Origin of the sequence: Acidaminobacter sp. (genome assembly GCF_030247605.1) — a bacterium.
GTDB lineage: Bacteria > Bacillota > Clostridia > Peptostreptococcales > Acidaminobacteraceae > Acidaminobacter.
Map to the genome: position 1 here is coordinate 211,850 of NZ_JAOTSB010000002.1, position 26,278 is coordinate 238,127.

Genomic DNA, 26,278 nt, shown 5'->3' on the forward strand with positions numbered 1-26,278 from the left:
CGAACGCGGCTCTTCCCCGGTCCATCCCGGAGAAAAGCCGCATAAAAAAGTTATGGTTAATTATGGCTATCTATGGTTATTTGCTGTCGTCGTATTTGAGAACCTCGAGGAATGCCTGCTGAGGCACTTCCACGGAACCCAGCTGACGCATCTTCTTCTTGCCTTCCTTTTGCTTCTCAAGCAGCTTTTTCTTACGAGAAATGTCGCCGCCGTAGCACTTTGCCAGCACGTCTTTTCTCAGCGCGCTAATGGTCTCCCTGGCAATGATATTGCTGCCGATGGACGCCTGAATAGGCACCGCGAACTGGTGGCGCGGAATGACTTCCTTAAGCTTCTCACAAATAACACGGCCTCTCGATACGGCTTTTGAAGAATGCACAATCATAGAAAACGCGTCAATCAAATCTTTGTTGAGCAGGACGTCCAGTTTGACCAGATCCGACTCACGGTATTCCTTAAATTCATAATCCAGCGACCCATAACCGCGGGTCTTGGATTTCAAAGCATCAAAGAAATCATAAATGACTTCGTTCAGCGGGAGCTCGTAATGGAGCCTGACGCGCTTAGCATCCAAATAATCCATGGAGAGCATGACGCCTCTTCGATTCTGGCACAGCTCCATAATGTTGCCTACGTATTCAGTCGGACAGAAAATATGCGCGTCCACAATAGGTTCTTCCATGGTCAAAATGGACTGGCGATCCGGCAGATTCGTTGGATTCTGAACCATGACCACCTCGCCGTCCGTTTTGGTAATTCTATAAATAACACTTGGCGACGTCGCAATCAAATCCAGGTCGAATTCCCGTTCGAGACGCTGCTGGATAATTTCAAGGTGCAGAAGCCCTAGAAAGCCGCAGCGGAATCCAAAGCCGAGGGCTACTGAAGTTTCAGGTTCGAAGGTCAGCGCCGCATCATTGAGCTGAAGCTTTTCAAGGGCGTCGCGAATTACATCATAGCTTTCGCCTTCTGCCGGATAAATACCGCAGTAGACCATAGGCTGAGCCTTTTTGTAACCCGGGAGCGGCTCTGGCGCAGGCCGTTCCGCTTCCGTAATGGTATCGCCCACTCGACAGTCTATGACGTTCTTAATGCTTGCCGTTATATAGCCGACATCTCCTGCCTTGAGAACCTCGACAGGTGCAGCGCTAGGAATAAAGATGCCTACCTCGACGACCTCGAAAACCTTTTTCGCAGCCATCATCATAATTTTTGTCCCTTTTTTGACCTGACCCTCTTTGATTCGTACTATTGCCACCGCACCCCGATAGGAGTCATAATAAGAGTCGAAGATCAGCGCTTTCAACGGACCTTCCTCGTCTCCGTTCGGTGCCGGCACTTTATGTACCACAGCTTCGAGGACATCTTCAATATTCAGGCCGTCTTTGGCAGAAATCAGCGGCGCGTCCTCTGCGAGGATGCCTATGACCTCCTCAATCTCATGTTTGATTTCATCCGGTCTCGCGCTCGGCAAGTCAATTTTATTGAGAACCGGCACGATTTCGAGTCCCTGCATGTCCGCGAGGTGAACGTTTGCCAATGTCTGCGCTTCAACCCCTTGGGATGCGTCAACCACCAGAACTGCACCTTCGCATGCAGCAAGGCTTCTGGAGACTTCATAAGTGAAATCCACATGGCCCGGGGTATCGATCAAGTTCAAAATGTATTCTTCGCCATCTTTAGCTTTATAAACAAGACGCGTGGTTTGCAGCTTGATGGTAATGCCACGCTCCCGCTCCAGGTCCATAGTGTCCAGGATTTGGTCCTTCATTTCACGTTGAGTCAGAAGTCCGGTGGTCTGGATCAAACGATCTGCCAGAGTTGACTTGCCGTGGTCAATGTGCGCAATGATGCTGAAGTTCCTTATTTTGTCCTGTCGATTCAAGTGTTTCGACATGAATTTTATTCCTCCTATTTAGTGCTGTTCAAAGTGTCGCTGAACCGTGAAATTCCAGTCAATTATAACACAGCGGCCACCCCTTCACAACGAGAATGTGCTAAGGTGTTGTCAGGTTTATGTAAAATGCTTGTAATTATCGTTGCTTTTTATAATTCGACATGATAGAATACTTTTGTTGAACATCTAAGTGGGAGGTGAAAGTAAATGGCAAATATAAAATCTGCCGAGAAAAGAATTTCAGTAATCAAAAAGAAGACGCTTTTGAACAAGTCCCGCAAATCTGCTCTTAAGACCGCAGAGAAGCGTTTCCTCGAGGCAATTGCAGCTGGCAATAAGGCACTCGCTCAGGAAAAGTTGACTTTCGTTGAGAAAAAGCTTTCCCAGGCTGCTTCTAAAGGTACCATTCATAAGAATGCGGCTTCAAGAAAGATTTCCCGTCTCAATAAGCGCCTCAAAGACATGATCGCTGGATAAACTTTCTTAAACGCCGTCACGTTCCCCAAGAAAGTGTTCACTTTCAAATAAGTTGAGCCGTTGAGAAATCAACTTGTCAAATAAGCGTATGATCTTATCAAGAGATCATACGCTTTTTTATTTTTTGTTCCTGAGGAATGGAGAATGCAGTTAATAAGCGTACTGCTGAGGGAACCCTGGAATGACGCTAAGTCCCAAAAGGCCTGAGCGGCCGACGCACTGAGATTGACGTCAGCAGTGCTTCAAAGGCGATCCAGGCGTTGATCCTGCCTGTCTTAATCCAGTGATCAAGACGCGCCGCTTCAATTATATATCCGCTGAGCAAATCCACATCAAAACTTCTCGCCTGCTTTGCCATGATTTTCGCTCGGAAGGCGTGCAGTGACATACGCTTGGCTATGTCCGCCTCGCTATAGCCCGTGTTCGACATTAAACGGATTAAATGCATCTGCGTCAGGGCTTTATACAGTGTCCCAAGCAGCATGACTTCCGACTCGCCATCTGACCGGAGCGACTCCAGCATAGCCAAGGCTCTTGGAAGATCCTGAGCAATGGCAGCATCCACAAGCTTAAAACTGCTGGCCTCCAGATTCTGAGGCACCACTTTGAGAATGGCGTCCTTGGTCAGCTGTCCCTTCTCTGCACATAAGGAAATTAGCACTTCCAAATGCTGATCAATTTCCTGAAGCGAGATTTCCGCTCTGTATTCCAAATAGGCCAGCCTTTCAACTAAATACTGGCGGGTTCTGTCGTCCGATTCGACACCGCCCTTTTTTAGCCGTTGGGCAATCCATTTTCTGAACTCTGTTTCATCCAGTCGTTCAAAGGAGACCACACGGCCGTGCTTCCCCAGTCGCTCGCTCCACTTCAGGCGCTTGTCCGGCGAAGGTTCACAAATAAAAATTGCAACGGTTGAAGAAGAAGGATTGTCGAAACAAGTCTTTAACGCTGCTTCACCCGAAGTAGTGAAAGTCGCTTTCTTCGCAAAGAAACCAGAATTTTTGAAAATAATCAGCCGGCGTTCTGACAGGAACGGCAGCGTCTCCATTTTTTCAACCATTTCTTCTGCGCTGAGCTGGTCCGCATTCTCCACTTGGAAGTTAAAAGGCTCAGCAGCAGGATCAACAAGTGATTTCTTTGCGTGAGCCAGCATGCTGTCCATGAGAAAAGTCTCAGGTCCCCAGAAAAGATACAACGGCTTTAGTGCGTTGCTTTTCAAATCATCATAAAATTCTTTGTATGCCAAATGAACACCTCACACTTTACGCCATCTCGAATTTTACCAAATAGCAGCAATAGGCTGCGACTTTGTGTCTTAAATCTTATCCTGTCAAAATTAATTTTTCAGCCACTGCCTGGACCAAACGGATTCCCCATCCGTTTTCACCTCAATACAGCCGCTGAGGTCTGTCCTGTAGGTGATAAACTTGTTTTCAAACAGGGTATCAAGGGTGATCCTGCCAGGGTGGCCAAAACTGTTCCTGCCCACCGAGATCACAGCCATCCCGGGCTTCAGCGCTGAAATGAAAGCCTCCGAGCTTGAAGTCTTTGAACCGTGATGCGCCACTTTCAATATGGTTTTCAGCGAAGGAATCCTATCTATTATAGCATACTCCTGCCTTGCAGTGATATCTCCTGTAAACAGAAAAGACAGTTCGCCGGTGACATAGGTCATGACAATTGAGGCTTCGTTGGCTCCCATGTCCACTGCGTCTTCCGGCGGAGACAACACCTCAAGGTGACTACCCTTGAGTCCTATCCGGTCACCGGTGTGGACGTAGAAGATCTCGACGCCTCTACGTGACGCGACCTCTGTCAAACTGCCATAAGACTCCGGCCGGACGGCTCCGGAAAGGACCAGGCTGCCCACTTTCAGACGTTCAAGCACAGCCTCCGCGCCCCCTATATGGTCCATGTGGGGATGCGTCAGCACCATAAGGGATAAGGTAGAGACGCCGGATTTAAGCAGCAGTTGATCCATCTCCCTAAACGCCCTGCCGTCACCCGAATCAATTAAAATGTTCTCACCTGCCCGCGTCTGTATCAGTGCTGCATCTCCCTGGCCAACATCAAAGAAACGAATCCTGTCCACCGGCTGCAGCCAAGCTTCAAATGGCAGCCCAAAGAGAATCAAAGCTAATAAACCTATGGATCCCAATATTCTGACCCTACCATAGTCAAAGAACTCTCGGCGTGACTTTCTCATAGCCAACACAATCAGAATAGCCGCAACACCCGCACTCTTAAACACACCGGGTGTCGCAGCCGGGATTGACGGATGCGCAGTCATACCTTCTGCGAAACGAACCACCGCCTCAATCAGCCGCAGCCCCTGACTTGACATCCATCCAGTCAGCGCCGGCAGCACCGGAAGCGGTGACAGCGGAAGGGTCAAGAAAGCCAGCGGTAAAGCCAACCCAGTGAGAAAAACGACGGGCAAATTGACAATGACTGAAATCAGCGACAGCGTATTGAAATGCCATGCCGCGGGCAGCGCAGTGGCGACGAGTACCGAGAAACTCAGTGCCAAAGCGTTGAGGAAGCCTTTGACAGGATTCCCTTTCCGGTCCGGTTTGGCCAGCACAGGCAGCACCACCGCAATACCAAATACAGCGGCCATGGACATCTGATAGCCCACATCAAAGAGCAGTACGGGACGAAACACGAGTATCCCCATTCCCGTCAGTGCCAGCCCACTCAACCGGTCATACTGTCTCCCTAAGGTCTGAAGCCCACCCGCCAGGATCAGCATGCCTGCTGCCCGCATTGCTGAACTGCGAAGTCCAACAAGTCCAAGAAAAAGCAGCAGCAGCACAACGAGACTCAATTTTCTCAAAATATAAGGCAGTTTGGTCCGTTCCAGCAGTATTTCAGCACCTGTAAACAAGATACCAAAATGAAGACCGGATACTGCAAGAATGTGTGCTGTCCCAGTTTGTCTGTAAATTTCCAGAAGTTCGGGATCCAAGTCTGCTGTATCTCCAAGAATCATGGCTGCGGCCAACTGCCCTTCCTCAGCGCCTAGCCGGTTCAGCAGGACATCCAGGATCCGCTGCCGCACCTTTTCCCTAAACGAAGCGACCCTGTGGGGGCTGTGATCCAGAGCCTCTGCGCCCACCACTTCCCCTTGATAGGCAATGCCTCTCGAATCCAGAAACTGCCTGTAATTGAACATCCCCGGATTTCTGGGCAGCGACGCAGAGTTCAGCGTCATAGTCAGTCGGTAATATCCGCCAATCTTCATCTGTTCCAGCGGTTTAAACACAGCAGCAAAGGTTTCCGGAAGCCGGATGACCTCCTGTCCTTGCTCTGATTCGTCACTGCTTAAATGCCCAACGACATGAAAAACCAACTTTTCTTCGCTCAGCGCGCTGTACCGGTCAACATAACCGACTGCCACAACACGAAGCGGCATTTCCATCCTGGGTATAGTTTGACGGTTCAACATGGGACTATAACCAAACGTAAACATAAGGAGCACAAGAATTAAAGCCTTAGGTCTGCCGCTTTCCGAAGCAATCCACGCAAAGCCCGTCGCAATCAAAGCGGCAAGCCAAATCTCCAAGCGCCCCGAAGCCGCTGTAATTCCAATTGCAAGCCCGACCCAGGCTATGATTGAAGGACGGCGCATAGTCACTTCTCCTCAAAAGATTGATATCGTACAATACTATTATTACATTTAATGTAAAATAGTGTCAATCTCTCGAGAAAATAAATACATAGTTTAACAATTTTAATATTACCGTCCGCGCGGCTTGTGGCCTATTGTCCCCACCCTGAAGTTGGGGACGCGGACGGTAATATTTTTGTTACAATCACACGCCATAACCAGCCACATAAAAAGGAGCCGAACCCCACAGGGCCAGCTCCCTTCCTCTATAAAACACACACAGCTTACTTTCTGTCTTTGTCCGAATACGTGTCAATTTCATCCAGGTTCAAAGGCTTCAAAAGATTTGCCTTCTTAAATGCGATCAACAGCGGATAACCAACAATGCCGCCGCCGATAGCCTGCGTCATGTTGTAGGGCACACCAGCCACAGCTTGGGCAAAGCCGTAAAGAAAATATTCATAAACCAGATATCCGCCAATCATGCAGACGCCGCCGGCAATAAACGCGACAATGTATGCACCGGTCAAGCGGGCCAGCGACTGTCCTCTATGATAAAAAGCCTTGAAGATCCAACCCGCCAAAAAAGCGTCCAGCGCCTTAATCAACAGCGTCGCAGGCGCATAAATGGTGTAGCCGCTCAGGAAATCAGCAATCATGGAGCCTATGCCCGCTGCAAACGCGCCATAGACCGGACCGAGTACAATGCCACTCAGGTAAACAAGGCTGTCTCCAATATGGATATAACCTTTTGGAATTGGAATCTGGATCAGCAGGGTACCAATCGCTACCAACGCTGCCAGCAGACCTATCAGAACCACGGTTTTAGTAGATAGTTTTTTCAAGTGTCGTTCCTCCCTCACGTTGACTGTGCCCTACCTTTTAGAAATTGTTCCGGTAGGGTACAAGGTGGATTATAACACTCCAAACAATACAGGATCAACACAATTTAACGAAAATTGTATCGCAACACTGGTACCCGCTTTAACACCGTATCGATCACAACTATGCAATCAGCGAGTTGCCGGAAGCTGTGTCTCCTTCTCCTTCAATTGAACCGGCTGTCCAGACCCATCCAGTTTAATGAAGTACTCATGCCTATGATTTCGCTGCAGCGCACCATCCACAATCAGTCCATTGTTGATCAACATTTTCATTTGAGTCCTGTGTGCAAGAATCGCTTTTGCCTTTTGATCCGCAACCCGCTCAATATCAATGATGGTTGTGATCTCTTCAATTGGACTGCCCATAAGAAGCCCATTTTTGAGCCGCCCTGCCCTGTTGTCCACTGTGGCCAGATAAACCGCCTGCGGCGCGTAATTGAGTTTACCCTCATGGAGAAGTTTCATCATCCATCGGTGAACCGTCTTGTGATCTGGATGATGTGAGATGCCGTTGACTTCAAAGGTGTAGATCAATTCAGGCTGCAGGGCGTTCAGATGAGCGGCCAGTTTTTCAACGGCTTCGATCTCGTCCTGATCCACCAAAGTCGCGTCCATATAGTCGAGAAAATGAACTTTCGCAACACCCATAAGCTCCGCCGCTCTGAGCAGCTCCTGCTCTCTGACCGGACCCAAATCTTCCTTTTTCACATAGTCTCGGTCATATGCTGTACTCGCCTCGCCTTTAGTCGCGCAGATCAAATGGGTCTCCCAACCCATCTCAGCCAGTTGAATCAAGGTGCCTCCAATTATAATTGCCTCATCATCAGGATGCGCAAAAATGCCAATCGCTCTATTCATTGTGTACCCTCCGTTTCTGCATTGGTTTACGTTCGTTTCGCTTCAAAATAATCTTTAATCGTGTTCCTGGCAACCTCTGATAAACCAAGCCAGTCGAAGACCACGCCACTTGCTTCCGCTCTCAAGTCTTCATTACAGAGGTGCCCAAAACGCCGGTAATGGTCCACTGCCAAAGTTTTCAACCTCAAATAGGACGCGTCGCAACCTTCCAGAGGCGGAAGCGGCATTTGTCTGAGGGGGGTTGCATACAGTTCAAGAACATCTCCCTTGCGCTTTCCTCTGACACTGAGCCAGAATTCATAGACCTCTGTGATCAGAATGAGGCTCACCGCAAGCAGGTCCTCCTGGCTTAAGCCGCTGTTGCTAATCTGTTTGTCCGGTTTAACCTCTTCCAACCCAACTAAAGGCGTCAAATAATAAAGGTCCGCACTTCCATAAAATGGCTGATCCGTATAAGCAAAGGCATTGTTGAGGGCTCTGTGGGGCGCCACAATTTTGGGTCCTTCAAACAGCGTGGCTGTCCTGGGCCACTGGAGAGCATACCAAGGGCGGACCCCATTTACGACTTCCCTCCGCTTTGAAAGTTTGCCCCTAAAACGGCTTAGATGCCTATAAGCATTGGGATAATGCGTTTCAAATTCCTCAATTTCCTGAGGAATGTACAGCAGGACGAAACGAGCTTCCAAATCAACTTTGCCGCGCTTGACTTGACTATTCTTATAAAAAGGCACCAGCAGAGCTTCTTCAATCTCCAGGGATAGAGCTTCTTCAGGCGTGAGGACAAAGACGCCCTCATCCGGCGCCCGGTCAAAGCCGCTGACAATTCCCTGGCGGACTTGAAAGACGTCCCCAAAGGTCTTGCTGCACGCTGCTTCCATTTCTTCTATGGCGAGGGGCTCACCGGGGTGCATGGAAAAGTAAAAGTTACCAAAGCGACTGACAATTTGACTCCGATTCAGCCAGATCATAGAAGAAGACTGTCGCCAGCGCTCTGTGACGTCCAGTGTCTTTGGCTTGGCAGGAACTTCCACGTAACGGCAGCGTTCCTGAACGCCACGTCTGTAATGGAAGATCACGTTACTCTGTCCTGCTGCGTCCTTGAAGAGAGAACCGCCTTCAAAACGAGCCAGATCCACAAAACTGCCATTTTGAGACATAGCCGTTCTGAGCCCTGATGCGCCATCTGCAGTGAAAAAATACCCCGTCGTGATGAAGCCTAAGATCCCGCCTTCTGCCAGGAGTGCCATACCCAAATGAATGAAATAATAGAAGAAGTCCATATTTTTTTCATAATGCGCCGCCCCAAAGGGATACCGCTTCGCTTCATCAAACAAGTCTTTATGATTCTTTTCGCCAATATAAGGCGGATTGCCCACAACGAGATCATAGCCGCCGAGCGCCAGAACTTCAGCCACCGGAGGACCTTGAAGCAGAGATGCCGTATCCAGGACATTGCCGGTGTAACTTCCAAGCTTCTCCCGGTCCAGCTTGAAGTATGACGCCACCATGTCTTTATAGTGCGCCACCGGCTCGGGCTGGAGATCGAAGAGATGGACCCTCTCTGCGGCTTTAGCCAAAAGCTGTGGGTCCTTTTCGAGGCTGCGGCATAAAGTTTCAAGAAGACTCAGCCAGGCAATGGCAAAGACACCATCTCCGCCGGCGGGATCCACCACATGCCAGGTATGCATGGCTTCAAAATACTGCTCTGACCGCTGCGGGTCTGATCCCGGCTTTTCAAGACAGCGCCTCACCTCATCCGGATCAGCGCTGAAAACGCAGCACAGCCTACGTACTGCTGCTATAAGGACAGTTTCACTTGCCACCTCAAAAGGCGTATAAAAGCTGCCGGTTTGATCCCTGTGCCGCTGGTGCATTGCCTGATCGAGGCCCCCCATGGATGCATAGACGGCTCTTAATGTACTTTCCATGCGGTTCACCCCCGTCACCTGTCAATAGTCTCTATTACCTTACTGCTCAGTCCAGCGGTCAAACCACAGTCCAGCTTTCGCCCGCAAGCTTCCAATCACCTTCAGTTCGCCTGGACTTAGCTAGAACTAAGATTCGAGCAAATCATCCAGCGTCAGCACCTCATCCGCAAAGTGAACGACCAGTTCACCCAGCTGAGCTTCAAACCACTTTCTGGACCGGCTGAGAGCGGTTTCCTCCACGCATTCCAAAACCACCTTGTTTTTCATCAGGACGATCTCCGCCATAATATCGCCTTCATACATCAGCCTGAAAATGAGATCCTCAGGTTCATCAAGGGCAATTTCACAGTCCGGTGAGGCTTCCAGGACTTCCCTGATCTTCACAGAGTTCTGATGCAGATAGGTCGACTGGTGTACCAGATAAGTTTCTTCCTCAGACTGCTCCGCTTCCATGATGGTTTCCAGAATATCCAGATACCGCATCATGAGCAGCGCATTGTTTTCCAGGAAGGTTTCGAGCGCTTCGTTCTGTCTCTCAGCGGCGTGACGTTCCAGAATTGCCCTTTTAAAGGCTTCCATGGTTTCCTTGGTGTAGAGTTCGAAGTCGGGGGCCAGAATGTAACCATCGGCAAAACCAATAGCTCGCCCGACCAGAAAGCTCTCCCCCTCCAGAACTTCAGGATTCAGCAGTTTAAAGTCTCGCTTGGTGAAAACATCCTTGAGAAAAACATGGGCATCATGGCGCATGACCTCAAAGCCGCTGAAATAATTGTGTGCAATGGCCTTGAAAAATCCCGAGAATGGACGATCCGCCGCGGCATACCGGTCCGCAAAGCTCAAACCGTCGACTCTGTAATCATATAAAAGATAACTCTCAAATTGGTCAGCGTGCGTATCCTGATCCTCTTCCCCGCGATACGCTTTGTCCGCCTTCACAATGATTTCAGCAAATTGCGGTTCCATACTGTAAAACAGGAGCGCCTCTGTCGCCTCGCGCCAGTCCTGCCACACGGCTAAATTAGTCTGCATTATTTTGCCCTCACTTTCAGATTGCCTTAAACGGTGAATTCTATGATATTATAGTCTTTAACAGGAAAATTGTCCATGATATGCCCTCAGTCAAAGCCAGTGCTTTTAGCCGATGGTGACTTTTCCCCAGCCCCCCATAGAACATTACCCCACTAATTTAAATTAACGAAGGAGTGACTGTTTAAATGACACGTCTCATCTATTTGGAAGACCCAAATTGCCTGGCATGTGATGTCCAGATCATGAAGTGCGATCCACACCCGGAAGGGTTTGCTATAATTCTGGACCAAACTCCCTTTTATCCCGAGGGGGGCGGCCAGCCCGGTGACACAGGCCGCATTGGCGACGCGGTCGTCATCAATGTCGTGACCAGCCCGGACAAAGAGGTGCTGCATATCGTCGACAAAGCATTGTCATCCGGACCTGCGAAGGCCAGCGTTGACCCCGAACGGCGCGCGGACCATACCCAGCAGCACGCCGCACAGCATCTCCTGTCCGCCTGTCTTCTGGAGCTCTGTGAGGCTGCCACAATTGGCTTCCATATGAGTGAGTCCTATACTTCCATAGATCTCGACAAGAAGGTCGATCAGGAAGTGCTGGAACGCGCAGTTTTCATGGCCAACGACGCCATCAGGGCAGCCCTCTCAATAGAAGCGCTTTATCCTGATGAGGCGACGCTTCAAAGTCTGCCCCTTAGAAAAATTCCAAAAGTAGAGGACAACATTCGTGTGATCAGGATCGGGGATCTGGACTACTCCCCTTGCGGCGGTACCCACCCTGACACGACAGCCGCCATAGGCTGCCTTATGATCACACGATATGAGAACTATAAAGCCGGTACCCGCGTTGAATTTGTCGCCGGTGAACGGGCAATCAGAGATATGCTGAGGAAAAATGCGGCACTGACTCAGCTGAGTCAAAGCCTCGCCACGCCGGTTTCCGACGTTGTCAAAGGTGTCGAAAAGCTGCTGTCCAACCAGTCGAAGCTTGAAAAAGAACTCCGGCAGGCAAAATCCGCACTGCTGGAGTTTGAAACCGAGCGTCTGGTCTCTGACATTGAGCATTCCGGCGAACAACAACTCATCCGGGTCCTGCAGGGTAAAGATATGTCTGATCTTCGCGTCTTATCCGCAGGCGTGCTGAAAGCCTTGCCAGGCGCGGTCGTTATCCTGGCAAGCACGGGCAGTGACGGCAGCCAGGCGCAGCTTCTCTGCGCCAGGGGCGACAACCTTCCAAAGCTGGACATCCGAGAGGTCTTCAAGCCCGCAATCGCGCTCCTGGAAGGACGAGGCGGCGGTAATACCGCTGTGGCGCAAGGCGGCGGGCCAAGAGTCGAATTGCTTGATCAAGCCCTTGAAGCGGCCGCAAGCGCTCTGGCTCAGCAGCGCGGGCTTATTGAGGTTTAGCAGGATGAGAAGCTAAGTCATGTATCATTGGCTCAGTCGTGAATTTTTAGATCTTAATCCGCAGTTTAAGCGCTGACCGGCACCCAAAGGAGTCGCCCCTGATCCCAGATCAGATCCAGTTTACCTAGATCCTTTAAGTATTTCAGGTGCGCCCTCACCGCTGTGTGGTTCAGGTAGTACTGGCCAGGATTTTCTACCATGCCCAGGCGCTGACACAGGCCGGCGTGAATCGTCGTGTCCTCAGCGCCCTCCGCAGCAAGGGTAAAGATAAGGTCGTTGACCTCCAGCAGAACCGAACGGTTCAGGTCAATAAGGGTATCCACCTTCTCGAGATACCCACCGTGGGACAGCAGATAACCGCTGGCTGCCAGACCGGCTACCCGTTCCAGAGTTTCCAGGTGCTCTCCCAGGTTATGGACAAACATCAGCTTATGCTTGGTGACGAGTGATTCGGGCATAATGGCATCCGCAACGTGAAACAGCCCTTCTTCCGTGATCACGCCCAGCATCCCCGGACTGTGACCTTTCAGGTCGATCAGGTTGAGCTTTCTGTCTTCGAGCTCAAAAGACCCGGGTCGCAAGCGGTGATGCACGTCAGAAGCCTTGGCACAATAAAATTTGTTCATAAGCTCAGGAATAGGCGCGCACCCAAAGAGAAAGTGGGGCTCGAGATCCGGATGTTCAATATAGTGGGCTTCACCCTCAGGCCCATAGGTCTTGACGCCGCGGTTTCGGATGGACCAGGCATTGCCGCCAATGTGATCCGCATGGGCGTGGGTGTTGAGAATCGCCTTGAAGGCACCCCAGCCGTCACCGATACTTTGCAGCGCTTTTTTGACCGCACTGTCCTCCACCCCGGAATCAATGAAGGCAAAGCCGGATTCCATTTTTAGTACTCCTATGCTGACGGCGCTTTCAAAGATCCCCGTTTGTTCTGTCAAAATTCTGAAACTCATAAGTTTCCTCCGATCCGCATTTATAGAAATTGTCTCAAAAATCAGTATTGAAAAGCCCGGACAGGCTACCCCGTCCGGGCTTTTAAAATCTGGAAGGTTCGTCGCCATCAAAGAAAGTCGAAAAACGACCCCTTCGAAACCAGTACCCTCCTGTTTCATGCCTTATAATCGCTTTTCCTTTCTACCCGTAAACTTGTGGCTCTAAGCAGCTTTGTTTAGGGATTGGGGAAAGAAACCATCGGCAAAATGTCTTTATTACTCTTTGGTGGCAGCCTTAGCGGCAGCTTCCAAATTCTTCTTCGCGTTGGCCAGCATGAGCTTCAGGCGGTTGATCTGGTTGACTTCACTGGCGCCGGGATCATAGTCGATCGCAGCGATATTCGCGTTCGGGAAGTTGAGCTTCAGCTCCCGGATCATGCCCTTGCCCGTAATGTGATTCGGGAGGCAGGCGAACGGCTGCAGACAAGCTATATTCGAAACGTCGGACTCAAGGAGTTCCACCATTTCCGCTGTCAGGAACCAGCCTTCCCCGGTCTGATGACCCAGGGACAAAATTCGCGAGGCGCCCTTTGCCTTGTGCAGGATGGATTTAGGCGCTTCAAAGCGCTTGCTCGTGTTGAGTGCGTCCTTGATGACACCTCTGAAAGACTCAATGTACTGGACGGCAATATTACCCGCCATCTTCTTGAAATAGGAGGCCGCCAGCAGATTGTGCTTGATGACGTTGTTGTAGCTGCTGTAGAGGAAGAAGTCCGCGAGGTCCGGAACTACAACCTCTGCGCCTTCTGTTTCCAGAAACTCAATAATGTTGTTGTTGGCAGTCGGGTGGTACTTGACGAGAATTTCGCCAACTATGCCAACCCGCGGCTTAGGCGTGTCGACAATTTCCAGCGTATCGAATTCCCGGACCAGCTGAGTGACATTTTTTTTGAAGGTCGACAGGCGACCGTCCTCAACATTTTGACTGCAAATTTTGGACCATTTCTGATAGAGCGCGTTCGCCGAGCCCTTGACCTTCTCGTAAGGCCGGACTCTGTAAAGCACGCGGCTGAGCACGTCTCCGTACAGCATGCCCAGAATCAGGCGCCGGATCAGCGGCAGCGTCATCTTGAAACCTTCTGACTTTTCGAGGCCGCCAAAGTTTAGTGAAATGACCGGAATGTGGGACATGTCCGCATCCTTCAGGGCTTTTCGGATAAAGCCAATGTAGTTCGAAGCCCGGCACCCGCCACCGGTTTGAGAGATGATCACCGCGGTCTTTGCAAGGTCGTAACGCCCGGATTTCAACGCAGACATGATCTGACCAATAGTGAGAATGGACGGATAACAGGCGTCATTGTGGACGTACTTCAGACCCTCATTGATCGCTTCGGTATCCACCGAAGGCAAAATCTCCAGTTTGTAGCCATGACGCGCAAAGGCGTGCTCCATCATGTCAAAGTGAATCGGTGACATCTGAGGTGCTAAAATTGTGTGAGTCGCCCTCATTTCTTTGGTAAACGGCATTTTTTCATCTGCGGCGTAAAGCAGCTTTGGCTCGTAATCGACCTTATCCCGCTCCTTCATAACCGCCAGCAGCGAGCGAATCCGGATACGCGCCGCACCCAGATTGTTTATTTCATCAATTTTGATCAACGTATACAGTTTGTCGTGACGTTTGAGAATCTCCTGAACCTGATCTGTCGTTACCGCATCCAGACCGCACCCAAAGGAATTGAGCTGAACGAGTTCAAGATTCTTCTGCCCTGCCACGAAGTGAGCGGCATTGTAGAGACGGCTGTGATAGCGCCACTGATCCAGCACCCGCAGCGTCCGGTCTCCCTCGTGGAGATGGGCTATTGCGTCCTCAGAAAGCACTGCGAGGCCATAATTGGCAAACACGTTTGGAATACCGTGGTTGACCTCCGGGTCAATGTGATATGGCCGCCCGGCGAGAACAACCCCTTTTGTCCCTGTGGACTTGAGGTAGGCCAGGATTTCCTCACCCATCGCGCGGACGTCTGCCTTGTACGCCCCAAGCGCTTCATAAGCCGCGCCGATCGCCTTGTGGACCTCCCCGCTCTTTAAAGAAAACTGTTTGGCCATATACGGCGCCATAATCTTCTTCAGCCTGGCTTCATCATTTAACGGCAGGAACGGATTCATGTAATGGATTTTATTTTGCCGAATCTCATCCATGTTGACGCGAATGGTCTCAGGATATGAGGTGACAATAGGACAATTGAAGTGATTCTCCGCTGCGTCTACTTCCTTGATATCGTAAGGAATCGACGGATAGAAGATATGATCCACACCCTTATTGATCAAGTCGGCAATGTGGCCGTGAACCAGCTTCGCCGGATAACACACAGACTCAGAAGGTATGGTCTCCATGCCCTTTTGGAACAAATCATGTGAGGAACGCCCGGAGATGACCACCCGGAAGCCAAGCTTCGTGAAGAAGGTGTGCCAAAATGGGTAGTCCTCATACATATTCAATACTCTGGGTATGCCGATGGTTCCCCTAACCGCAGACTCAGCCGGAAGCGATTTATAATCAAACACTCGGTCATATTTATACTGATAAATATTCGGCGGCGCTTGAAGTTTCTTGTGTTCGCCAAGGCCTCTCTCGCAGCGGTTGCCGGAGACAAAGCGGTTGCCGCCTTCAAACTGATTTATAGTGAGAAGGCAATGGTTGCCGCAGGTCTGGCAGCGCGCTGTAGATGTTTTGAAGGTAAAGTTCTCCAGTTTCTCAAGTGGCAGAAGCGAGGAGACCGTTTCGGGAATATAATTCCTTGCGCTGATCAGCGCCGCACCAAAAGCGCCCATCATTCCGCTGATATCTGGACGAATAACCTCTCTGCCCACAATTCTTTCAAAGGCTCTTAGTACCGCTTCGTTGTAGAAGGTACCACCTTGAACGACAACTTTCTCACCCATCTCTTCCGGATTTCTGAGACGGATCACTTTATAAAGCGCGTTTTTGACGACGGAATAGGAAATGCCCGCCGAGATATCACCCACGCTTGCACCCTCTTTTTGAGCCTGCTTGACTCTGGAGTTCATGAAGACCGTGCAGCGTGTCCCAAGGTCCACCGGATGAGAGGCTTGCATGCCTGCGACAGAAAACTCGGTTACAGGATGTCCCAAAGAGCCTGCGAAAGTTTCAATGAACGAACCGCAGCCCGAAGAACAAGCCTCGTTCAGCATGATGCTCTCAATAAAGCCATCTTTGATCCGCATGCTTTTCATATCCTGTCCGCCTATGTCAATGACAAACTGAACCCCTGGCAGAAAATGATCCGCTGCTTTATAATGTGCCACAGTTTCGATCTCGCCATGGTCCACCCTGATTGCTTCTCGAATCAGGTGCTCTCCATAGCCCGTGACGGTGGCAGCGCCTATATAGGCAGCTGCCGGCATCTTGCTGTAAAGGGTTTTAAGTGCGCTGATGGTGGATTTAAGAGGGCTGCCGCCATTTGAACCATAATGTGTGAACAGAAGCCTGTGATCGTCATCTATTGCAACGACTTTTGTCGTGGTGGATCCGGCGTCAATGCCAAGGAAAATTGGTCCTCTGGCTGCGCTGAGGTCGGCTCTTTCCACGGTAGCCTGTCTGTGTCTCGCCCTAAAGGCTTCGAGGTCCGAAGTGTCTTTAAATAAAGGCTCAAGTTCAGGGATCTGCTCCTCGTCCTTCATTTCGAATTCCGGGAGTTTATTAATCAACGCGCCCATATGCAGCGTCGATTCAACCGCTTCCGCTTCCAAAGCGGCACCAATAGCCACCATATAATGGGCATGATCCGGAAAGATAATCTCGTGAGGCTTAAGGCCCAGAGTTTCCACAAACCGGCGTCTAAGTTCGGAAAGGAAATAGAGCGGGCCACCAAGAAAAGCGACATTCCCCCTGATAGGCTTGCCGCACGCCAGTCCGCTTATGGTTTGGTTGACCACCGCCTGAAGCACCGAAACCGCAATGTCTTCCTTTGGTGTCCCTTCGTTGAGCAAAGGCTGTATGTCCGTTTTAGCAAAAACGCCACAACGTGAGGCTATAGGATAAATGACCTTGTACTTTTTCGCCAAATCATTCAGGCCTGATGCATCCGTACTCAGCAGCGAGGCCATCTGATCTACAAAGGCACCGGTTCCGCCGGCGCATACGCCATTCATGCGCTGTTCCAAGGATGTGCCAAAATAAGTAATTTTGGCGTCTTCTCCGCCGAGTTCAATTGCGACGTCCGTCTTAGGATACAGCACCTCAATTGCTTTGGTGCCGGCAATGACTTCCTGAACGAAGGGAATGCCAAGAAGGTCACTGATCAGCAATCCGCTGGAACCCGTGACCTTGAACTTTAACTCCAGATCTCCAAAGGTGTCAAACACCTCAGTGACCATAGTTTTAACCGTGCCTTTAATATCAGACATGTGGCGTCTGTACTCTTGATATCGGATCTTACGGTTCTCATCCATCACAACCATCTTACAGGTCGTTGATCCCACGTCTAGCCCCGCAATCCATAATGCGTTCATATAATCCACCTCTAATTGGTAATACTCAGATGAATTATATCCTGTCCTCTGAAGCCTTGCAACAACTCAAATGTAAACAATTTGTGAACACCGGAGGTGTTTCAGGCTTTAAAATTTTGGTTTGTCATCAATACAGCGCGTTTGCAGCGAAACGAAATGGAGATTACGACAATTGGCATTATTCCCAATTGTCGTAATCTCCATGTGCTTCCTCTGCTATTTATCTTCCTTATTACTAAAATACCCTTGCCTGGCCTCCTGATAGAGGGCTTTCGTCATTCTCACCGATGCCCCGTGATCTGCAATCACCCTGGGATAGCCAAAAACCGCAAGACCATCAGGTTTGTGAAACAGTGCCGCAGGTGCGCTCCGAACCTCAGGCAGCCACATTTTCATGAACGTCGCGGCTTCATCATAACGCAAGGACTGCTGCCATGGGTTGAATACCCTGAAATAGGGTTGGGCGTCAGTCCCGGTTGAAGCGCTCCACTGCCATCCGCCATTATTCAGTGCTGGTTCAGAGTCTGCCAGTTGTTCGAAAAAGTACTGCTCCCCAAGCTGCCAATTGACGTGAAGATCTTTGACGAGATAAGAGGCAGCCACCATCCTCAAACGGTTATGCATCCTGCCTTCATGATTCAGACAGCGCATTGCGGCATCCACAATAGGCACCCCGGTTTGCCCCTGACGCCATGCCTCAAAATAATCAGGGTTCGTTTCCCAGCGTACCCCGGCATATTCCGGTCTCATAGCTGAATCCAGCACATGAGGGTGGTGACTTAAAAGCTGCATATAAAACTCACGCCAAACATACTGCCTGAGCAGAGGTTCGTGCCCCGGGTACTGAATGAGCTCAGACACAAATTGACGGGGGGAGAGCATGCCTGTATTGAGGTAAACCGACATGCCGGAGGTTCCCTGCAGCGTCGGAAAATCGCGGTGTTCAGAATACTTTATCAGGCGATCCTCCAGAAAAGTGCGCCACTTCGATTTCATGAGGCTGTACCCGCCCTTTAGAACTGGATGTTCAGGTTCCAGATCAATTTCCGACACCGGTTCCAAGACATGAGTCAACGACGCACTCGTCACGCCGGCAGATTTTGCCCGAATCTGCAGTTCGGGTTTCTCACCTGAAACCGGAGTACGGATAAACCGATCCAGCCATTGTCTGTAGTAAGGCGTAAACATCTGATATGAGGTCCCATCCTTTTTTAAAATCTCTGAGGGACGAAAGATCATGATATCCTCGTGTGGGCACACCCTTGCGCCAGTCGCTGCAGCTTCTGCCTCGATTGCTTTTCCTGCGTGATCATAGAAACGGTTGAAATAGATGGCGTCATAAGGATACACCTGCTGCCTCAGAGCCGCCAGCACTTCTTTATAGGTACCCACAACCAGAAACGCTTGATGGCCTATGGTCTTCAGCAACTCATTAAAATGCCAAAACGCCGTCAGCCTGGTCCGCAAACCATGACTGGTCGCCCTCAGCGCCCACGGGATTCCTTCTTCCTTTTCATCATAGATCCACAAAATCGCCAATTCATCAGTTTCCTCAAGCGCCTTGAAAAGGGCGGTTTGATCTTCCAAACGAAAATCTCTGTAAAGCAGAAGTAATCCTTTCAAAGCGTCAGGCCGACACCCTCCAATGAGTTTACGCTCACAGCGGCACCAGCCTTCCCCCCTTTCACCTTCACTTTTCCTTGAATACCTTGCAACTTAAGTCAAAACAAATCTCGGTTATCCAATCAGCGTCCTTTGCGGCCACGATTGCTGATTGGCGTCGTTCCCATGAGAACATCATTTTCATAAGCGATCCGCTCCATGAGAATTAACTCCTCTGCCAGTTTGGTTATCCCACGCTCATCCTCCGGCTTCAAAATTCCCTCAATGTCATATCCAAGTTTCTTACGGACATGGGTATAGTTTTTCCATAACATGTTCTTAATTCTGGCTGGTGTAGATGGCTTGCGCAGCATCATGAGAATATCAAAGCGAAGGCCTTCCAATCTCTCCTTGGATAGTGAATCTTCCAACTTCGCAATTTGGTGTCCGAATGCCCTCGCATTGACCTGATCGACCTCTTGGCATACAAATTTCATTCTGTGCCAGATCGCATATAAATCCGCTTTGTTTTCCAGCGGAGCATCTTTCAACCATGCAAAAGCATACAGACGCCTGCGCCAGTCCCACCACCTCAGAGGACTTTGCAGATCCGCTGCAGGAATCAGGAAAAAAGCTTCCTCGAGCAGTTTGTGACCAAACACACCCGGCGGCTTGCCCAATCGTTTATCCCTGAGTGTGGTTCTGTAAACCCCGCAGGACGGACTGCCTTCCATGTAAATGAACGCATCCACTTTAGCCTCTTTCAGAAGCTTTATACAAAATTCACTGCTGTTCATCAGTGCTTTGCTGATTTCTTTCCCACCTGAGGAAACCACTTTGGCCTGGTGGGTCCAAACATCACTTCCGCTAGGACCGGAGATGCGGATGGCATCTCTTGGCACACCCAGTCCCGCCAGCACTTCCGGACAAACGGGGTGCCAGATGAAATCGCTGCGTTCTCTCCCAAGAGGTTCCAGCATATCCCAGCCCTTGTTGTTGTAACGCACTTTTGAACCATACATACAGGCACTGATGCCAATTCTTAATTTTCTCTCCATGATGAATTCCATATTCTCACGCCCGCCCTCTTTTAAATGAAGATCCAGCCTGATCGCCGGATAAAATAATGATACCCTAATCCTGTTGCCTCATTCACTTGCTTACTTTGAAGCACTGAATCCCAACTTAAATTTTGCCGGATAATAATGGTGTTCCTTCACATTTTCATCTGGAGTACAGGAGCTGAATGTGTTAAAATTGACGGAGTCAGGAGGTGTCCTATGGCTACAGAAAGCCTATTTACCCTATCGGGAATATCACTCATAGGGTTTGCATTACTCGGTTATGCGTTCGGCTGCATACCTTGCTCCTATCTTGCCAGCAAAATGATGGGGCATATCGACATTCGAAACTATGGCAGCGGCAATACAGGCGCTACAAACGTCTACCGCGTCCTCGGAAAAAAAGCTGGTATCGTCGCCTTTATAGGGGATTTCTTGAAAGGGCTTGTTCCTGCATTAATCGGAAACGCTCTCGCCGGCCAGGAAGCTGCCGCAGTCGCATCACTATTTGCTGTCATTGGCCACTGCTACCCCGCCACACTTAAGTTTAAGGGCGGCAAGGGTGTCGCAACGTCTGCAGGTATGATCTTTGGCACAGCGCCTTTGATCGGCATCATTTTAATCACACTTCAATTCACCATTCTTTTTATATCACGCTACATGTCACTGGCTTCCATTATTTCGGCTGTTTTATTCCCTATCCTGGTCTATTTCACTGAACCTTCACCGGTTTACCAAATTGCCTCTCTTTTGATGGGGATCTTGGTCGTCTTCAGACATCATTCAAACATTCGCAAGCTTCTGAAGGGCGAAGAGTCCAAGATGACAAGCAAGAAGAAAAAGCCATAATTAACCTTGCCGGGATATGATCCCTGTGATATAATTTATTTCGTGCCTATCCTGGGAGTAGATGGGTGCTGGTGTGTCCTCTGGTCTTCAAAACCAGTGTGAGGAGTTCAGAGCTTCTCGGGTGGGTTCGATTCCCACGTACTCCCGCCAAAAATTTTTTTAAAAGAAGAGGAAGTCGGTGCTTGGCCTTTAGGCCTAACGCACTGACTTCCTCTTCTTTTTATTCATTAAAGCAAGGCTTTATTGTAACCGCTCGTCAAAGTCGTCCGCGAGCCAGTCTATTTATTAAAGATAATCTTCCAATCCTCACCAACTTGAACGACCTCCCAAAGGTCAAATCTGCTGGTGGTGTTTTCCTCGTCTGTTCTGTCTGCGCTGTCATACTTGACATAGACAATCCAGGAATCCGAAAATCCCTGTGTAAAATGGATCGTCCTCCTGAATCCGCTGAAGGTCTCGAAATGGCTTTCTACAGCCAACTTGAAGTCTTCGTAGTTATAAGTTTCCTGACTCTCCTCAGTTAAATAGGTATATGCCAGATCATAGCGGCGGTCAGACACTGCTTCAATGAATTCTATAACACTGTTGGACGGATATCTGCGATCCTCATATATAAATGAAGTATTCCTTGTCAGCAGCTGATAAAGGTTTGAGTTCCCAACCTGGACATCCCTGCGTCTGCCTTCAATCAAGATTTGGACGCGGTAGACTTCATCAACGTCTGAGAACGAGTTGACAATGGACCAGACAAAAAGTTCGCTTTTCTCATTGCCAACATAGCTTTGTTCCAGAAACGCTTCGGATAAATTAACGTAAGCAATGTTGTTGCTGACGCGAACATCCAAAATGCGAACCTCTCCGCTGAACAGATTGGTATAGGCGAGATTTTTGGGTCCTTTCTGTAGCTCTTTTGCTATGGCCTCTTCAAGCCGTTCTTGTGTCACCGTTACAATGCGCTCCTCAATTCTCAGTTTGTTATCAAATGGAAAATAGAGGTTTACCCTGACTTTCATGTCTGTCGGTTTCGGGTCAATAGCGAGTTCAGGCGGCAATTCCGTTTGTGCAATAGCTGAGTTGGAAAAAAACTGATATAAGCTGAAGACGCCAGCCAGACCAGCAAAGATCAGCAGGGTTAAAATCATTATTTTTTTCATGCGCCTACCCCCGAATACCTGATAGGAAGCCGAACCGTAAAGGTTGAACCGGTATTGATGGCGCTTGAGACCTGAATATCTCCACCATGAAGCGTCACGATCTGCTTGGCAATAGAAAGGCCAAGACCGCTTCCGCCAGTCGTTCTCGCCCTTGCTCTATCTACCCTGTAAAATCTGTCAAAGATGTGACTGAGATCTTTTTCAGGAATGCCTATACCCGTATCTGTAATTGTAATGCAGGCATCGGTGGTTTCTCTGTAAATAGAAATCCTGATTTTTCCATTCTCCGGTGTGTATTTGATGGCATTACTTACAAGGTTGATCAGACACTGCTGAATCTTCCCCTGGTCCATGTGAAACTGCAGGCGATCCCGTTCCTCAACGTCAATGTGAATATGCTTTTGATCCGCCAGAGGCTTTAAATTTCTGACCACATTTTGAACCACATAATTCAGATAGGTGATCTGAGTTTCCAGCACTAGCTCATCCCGTTCGAGATCCACCAGATAGAGCAAACTGTCCACAATTCGGTTGAGACGGGATACCTCGCCATCAATATCCTGCATAAATTCCCTATACACGCTTTCATCCCAGGAAGGTTGATGCAGCAATGTTTCAGAAATGATTTTCATTGAGGTCAACGGCGTTCTCAGTTCGTGAGAGACGTTGGATACAAATTTTCTGCGCTGCTCATCCACCTGATTGATTTTTGATGCCATGTCATTGAACGATTCAGCCAGCTGCCCAATCTCGTCGTTGGCTTCAATTTTGATAGAGACGCCAAAATTGCCCCTGGAAAATGAACGTACCAATTGAATCATCTTTTCGATTGGCGACGCAATGACCTGGGCAAACAGAAACGCCACCATTCCCGTAAACAGGAGTCCAATGCCGGACAGAAGCGCGACGCGCTTGAGTGTCAAATTGACATTTTGAAGCAAATCATCAATAGACGACGATGCCAGAACAACCCCCATCACTTCATTCCGGTCAGAGATTGGCACACCGACATACATGACGTTTTCACCACTTGGCAGACTATAGACTTGATTTGAATCGTAACCTTCCAGCGCTGATTTAACCTCGGTCAAGGCATTAAAATTTTGACCCAGCATGGCGTCATAAGAGTCAATCAAAACCGTTCCATTATTATCCAGAAGCAAAATTCTCGCATTGATGTCGAGACTATAGCCCTTGATCAGATCCTGCAAGTAAGTACGGGTATTTTCCAATTGTATGCCATAGAAATTTGGTGTTATTTGGTTGGACAGAATGTTCACTTGTGTCAGCAGACTAATGTTCCTGTCGCGTATATAGGTGGTCCGGAGTGTGCTCCCAATGAAGGAAATGGCCAGAAGCATAGTTATGAACATCAGAATCAGGTAAGTGAAGACGAGCTTCCACCGGATGCTGATAAAGCGTCTAGTCTTCGTTAAAATAATAGCCGACTCCCCATTTCGTCATAATATAACGAGGTGCAGAGGAATTGTCCTCGATCTTCTCTCTGAGTCTTCTAATATGAACATCCACCGTACGAACATCCCCGAAGTACTCATAGCCCCAAATTTTTTCGAGGAGCTCTTCTCTCGAGAAAATTTTATCCCTTTGAAGGATTAACAACAGCAGCAGATCGAATTCCTTGGCAGTCAGATTAATCTCTCTGCCTTGAATGGACACTTTTCTGCCCAGGGTATTAATGCTGAAATCCCCGACATTCAGCTGGCTCGTCGTAACATTTTGATCTGCAAAGCTGGCGCGGCGAAGGATCGCCCTGATTCTCGCCTTAAGTTCAAGAATATTGAATGGCTTTGTCAGATAATCATCTGCGCCGTACTCAAGTCCCAAAACCTTGCTTGAATCTTCGCCCTTCGCTGTCAACATTATGATAGGCACCATGGAAGTCTCTCTGACGCGTTTACAAACTTCGAGTCCATCTATGCCTGGAAGCATCAGATCAAGCACGATCAGATCGTAGTCGTTCTCCAAAATCTTATCATAGGCTTCGTTTCCATCTACGGCTACTTCCACCTGGTAACCATCCTGTTCAAGGCTGAATTTCAAACCTTTCAAAAGAATTGGCTCATCATCCACGACCAGTAATTTTTCGTCCATATGCCACCATCCCCGTTTTGGTATTCATGATCTCTACCCGTTTGTCCTGCGCAGACGACGCACATCGCCATCCCGAACCGTAATTCTGTTCGCATCAAAATATTCAAGCAGCGGAACGGCAACTTTTCTCGATGTTTGCAGCAAATCCCTGAAATCGCCTAAATTCAACGTTTCATTACTTTTAAAATGTGACTCCAGGCGATCTTTGGCCTCGTCAAAATACGCGCGTTCCAGTACAATCGCATCATTGATTTTCACCAACTTGCCTTGTTCAAAGATCAGTTCTACCAAATCCTTGTCCTTATTGTTGAACTGACACTGCGCAAGGGCGTCCGGTAAATTTGGCACATTATAGCCACTTTCTTTATAGAGTCTGAGCAGCGCTTCAGCTTTGGCATTTTGCGCACCCGAAAGTTCAATTTCAAAGCCTGTCAGCATAACCGTACTTCCATTGACCTTGATCATCTCTTTTTGAAGATAAAGATTCAAGATGTCATCAAACAAGCGGCCTTTCATGCCGGCAAAAAGCTTGCTTCGAATTTCTTCCTTGGAAATCCCGGCTCTAAGCGGATTTTTCAGGTGGTACTCGTTCAATAATCGTATCAGCGCCTCTCCACGTTCTTCGATAAACGCAGCGTGAACGAATTTAGAATCCCCCACTTGAAGGATCTCTGCCTCACTCAGCAGCGTTTCGATTAATGAGGCCACCTCCGCGGGCGGCAGGCCAGATGAGACTGTCAGCCCCGCCATATCCGGACACAAAGCGCTTTCTCTGAAAATGAGGTCCGAAATAATCTGGCGGCTGTCCCCAAGACTCCTCAGCGCCAGCTGATCCAGGACTTCCTCTTTGAATCGCTTGTGCCTGTGCGCGTTAGGATCCAAAATAATGCCCCCGCCGATAGTCTCCAGCGGGGAATAGAATCTGATCACCACATGATCGCCATACTTAAATGCAACTTCTTCCTCGAGGTGCAGCTGAACAAAGCACGATTCTCCGGGATTCAACACTTCTCTGTCGAGGAGAGCCACTCTGCACAAGACTTCCTTAGTCCCCTGATACAGTCTCACGCGCATCCAGTGATGAACAGTGCGCTCTGTTGATTCCAGCAGCTTCATTGCTGCGTCAATGATGTGAGTTGTTCTAAGGCTGCCCGGCTTAGCCAGCACATCACCTCTGTGAATTTCCGCCTTGGTCAGCCCCGCCAGATTCACAGCGACACGTTGTCCTGCAAAAGCTTCCTTGACAGCTTCACCATGCACCTGAATCATTCGAACCCGGCTCATTTTTCCGTTAGGATAAATTTCGACCGGATCTCCTTCCTTGAGAATACCCTCTACCAGAGTTCCAGTGACCACCGTGCCAAATCCGGTCATGGTAAACACGCGATCAATAGGCAGCCTCAAGGTTTCCTGAATTTTTTTTGGTTCTATCTGCTCAAGCATCTGATCAATCAAGTCAACCAATTCGGGCAGCCCTTGACGGGTAACTGATGAGACGCTCATCATAGGCGCCTTTTCCAGAAAACTGCCCTTCAGTTTCTCTCTGATTTCCTCCCGGACCATATCAAGCCAATCCGGATCCACAAGATCTGATTTGGTCAAAACAACAATACCTTTTTTGACATCCAGTAAGGACAGGATGTCCAAATGCTCCTGAGTCTGCGGCATCACACCTTCTTCCGCGGAAATAACGAGCAGGACCAAATCCACGCCGCTGGCACCTGCCAGCATGTTGCGTATAAATCGCTCATGGCCCGGCACATCCACGATGCCTGCGCGGCGGCCACTTGGCAGGTCAAAATAGGCGAAACCAAGATCTATAGTGATGCCTCTTCTCTTTTCTTCTTCAAAACGGTCTGTTTCAATACCTGTCAAAGCTCTGATCAGACTCGTTTTCCCATGGTCAATATGACCGGCGGTGCCTATGATGACATGTGCCATTA

The 26,278-nt window shown here is 49.2% G+C and carries 18 protein-coding genes and 1 tRNA gene; 4 read left to right on the forward strand and 15 right to left on the reverse strand.

What is annotated here, in order from left to right; all coding sequences use genetic code 11:
• Positions 1-76: 76 nt before the first annotated feature.
• Entirely contained in the window at positions 77-1,897 is a 1,821-nt protein-coding gene (lepA, locus tag OEL90_RS01015; RefSeq protein ID WP_291401167.1) for a translation elongation factor 4, read from the reverse strand.
• Positions 1,898-2,104: 207 nt separating this feature from the next.
• Between lepA and rpsT the strand changes: the two genes are divergently transcribed.
• Positions 2,105-2,374 carry a 30S ribosomal protein S20 gene (gene rpsT / locus OEL90_RS01020; RefSeq protein ID WP_291401165.1) on the forward strand — a complete coding sequence of 90 codons (270 nt, stop codon included), beginning with the start codon at positions 2,105-2,107 and terminating at the stop codon, positions 2,372-2,374.
• A gap of 187 nt (positions 2,375-2,561) precedes the next feature.
• Here rpsT and holA read toward each other — a convergent pair whose 3' ends face one another.
• From holA to OEL90_RS01050, 6 genes are all read right to left on the reverse strand, one after another.
• A complete protein-coding gene (holA, locus tag OEL90_RS01025) occupies positions 2,562-3,620 on the reverse strand; it encodes a DNA polymerase III subunit delta (protein WP_300686709.1) in 1,059 nt (352 codons plus the stop codon).
• Positions 3,621-3,710: 90 nt separating this feature from the next.
• Positions 3,711-6,005, reverse strand: coding sequence for a DNA internalization-related competence protein ComEC/Rec2 (locus OEL90_RS01030; RefSeq protein WP_300686712.1), 2,295 nt, complete (start codon positions 6,003-6,005; stop codon positions 3,711-3,713).
• Between the two features lie 263 nt (positions 6,006-6,268).
• On the reverse strand, positions 6,269-6,829 hold the full coding sequence (locus OEL90_RS01035) for an ECF transporter S component (protein WP_291401160.1): 561 nt from the start codon (positions 6,827-6,829) through the stop codon (positions 6,269-6,271).
• A gap of 168 nt (positions 6,830-6,997) precedes the next feature.
• Entirely contained in the window at positions 6,998-7,726 is a 729-nt protein-coding gene (locus tag OEL90_RS01040; RefSeq protein WP_291401158.1) for a PIG-L deacetylase family protein, read from the reverse strand.
• Positions 7,727-7,752: 26 nt separating this feature from the next.
• A complete protein-coding gene (locus tag OEL90_RS01045) occupies positions 7,753-9,654 on the reverse strand; it encodes an Eco57I restriction-modification methylase domain-containing protein (RefSeq protein ID WP_300686715.1) in 1,902 nt (633 codons plus the stop codon).
• 126 nt (positions 9,655-9,780) lie between these two features.
• Positions 9,781-10,683 (reverse strand): hypothetical protein, encoded by a 903-nt coding sequence (locus OEL90_RS01050; RefSeq protein ID WP_291401153.1) that lies wholly within the window; start codon positions 10,681-10,683, stop codon positions 9,781-9,783.
• A gap of 185 nt (positions 10,684-10,868) precedes the next feature.
• Here OEL90_RS01050 and OEL90_RS01055 point away from each other — a divergent pair, with 185 nt between their 5' ends.
• Positions 10,869-12,089, forward strand: coding sequence for a DHHA1 domain-containing protein (locus tag OEL90_RS01055; RefSeq protein ID WP_300686718.1), 1,221 nt, complete (start codon positions 10,869-10,871; stop codon positions 12,087-12,089).
• Positions 12,090-12,154: 65 nt separating this feature from the next.
• Here OEL90_RS01055 and OEL90_RS01060 read toward each other — a convergent pair whose 3' ends face one another.
• From OEL90_RS01060 to OEL90_RS01075, 4 genes are all read right to left on the reverse strand, one after another.
• Positions 12,155-13,045 (reverse strand): MBL fold metallo-hydrolase, encoded by an 891-nt coding sequence (locus OEL90_RS01060; RefSeq protein ID WP_300686721.1) that lies wholly within the window; start codon positions 13,043-13,045, stop codon positions 12,155-12,157.
• 255 nt (positions 13,046-13,300) lie between these two features.
• Positions 13,301-17,557, reverse strand: a complete 4,257-nt coding sequence (locus tag OEL90_RS01065) for a 2-hydroxyacyl-CoA dehydratase (protein ID WP_300686723.1) — start codon at positions 17,555-17,557, stop codon at positions 13,301-13,303.
• 216 nt (positions 17,558-17,773) lie between these two features.
• Complete coding sequence (locus OEL90_RS01070; RefSeq protein ID WP_291401144.1) at positions 17,774-19,180, reverse strand: cryptochrome/photolyase family protein; 1,407 nt, start codon at positions 19,178-19,180, stop codon at positions 17,774-17,776.
• Between the two features lie 122 nt (positions 19,181-19,302).
• Positions 19,303-20,229 carry a DUF523 domain-containing protein gene (locus tag OEL90_RS01075; protein WP_291401143.1) on the reverse strand — a complete coding sequence of 309 codons (927 nt, stop codon included), beginning with the start codon at positions 20,227-20,229 and terminating at the stop codon, positions 19,303-19,305.
• A gap of 210 nt (positions 20,230-20,439) precedes the next feature.
• On the opposite strand from OEL90_RS01075, the gene plsY reads away from it, so the two are divergent.
• Together plsY and OEL90_RS01085 are read left to right on the forward strand one after the other, a co-directional pair.
• Entirely contained in the window at positions 20,440-21,069 is a 630-nt protein-coding gene (plsY, locus tag OEL90_RS01080) for a glycerol-3-phosphate 1-O-acyltransferase PlsY (protein ID WP_291401141.1), read from the forward strand.
• A gap of 53 nt (positions 21,070-21,122) precedes the next feature.
• Positions 21,123-21,219 (forward strand) — tRNA-Sec (locus OEL90_RS01085).
• Between the two features lie 128 nt (positions 21,220-21,347).
• Here the strand turns inward: OEL90_RS01085 and OEL90_RS01090 are convergent.
• The 4 genes from OEL90_RS01090 to selB all read right to left on the reverse strand — a co-directional run bounded on the left by OEL90_RS01090 (position 21,348) and on the right by selB (position 26,276).
• Positions 21,348-22,223 carry a GerMN domain-containing protein gene (locus OEL90_RS01090; protein WP_291401138.1) on the reverse strand — a complete coding sequence of 292 codons (876 nt, stop codon included), beginning with the start codon at positions 22,221-22,223 and terminating at the stop codon, positions 21,348-21,350.
• On the reverse strand, positions 22,220-23,584 hold the full coding sequence (locus tag OEL90_RS01095; protein WP_291401137.1) for a sensor histidine kinase: 1,365 nt from the start codon (positions 23,582-23,584) through the stop codon (positions 22,220-22,222). Before OEL90_RS01095 ends, OEL90_RS01090 begins: the two co-directional genes overlap by 4 nt.
• Positions 23,585-23,645: 61 nt before the next feature.
• Positions 23,646-24,335, reverse strand: coding sequence for a response regulator transcription factor (locus OEL90_RS01100; RefSeq protein ID WP_291401136.1), 690 nt, complete (start codon positions 24,333-24,335; stop codon positions 23,646-23,648).
• Between the two features lie 33 nt (positions 24,336-24,368).
• Positions 24,369-26,276, reverse strand: coding sequence for a selenocysteine-specific translation elongation factor (gene selB / locus OEL90_RS01105; protein ID WP_291401135.1), 1,908 nt, complete (start codon positions 26,274-26,276; stop codon positions 24,369-24,371).
• Between the last annotated feature and the right edge of the window lie 2 nt (positions 26,277-26,278).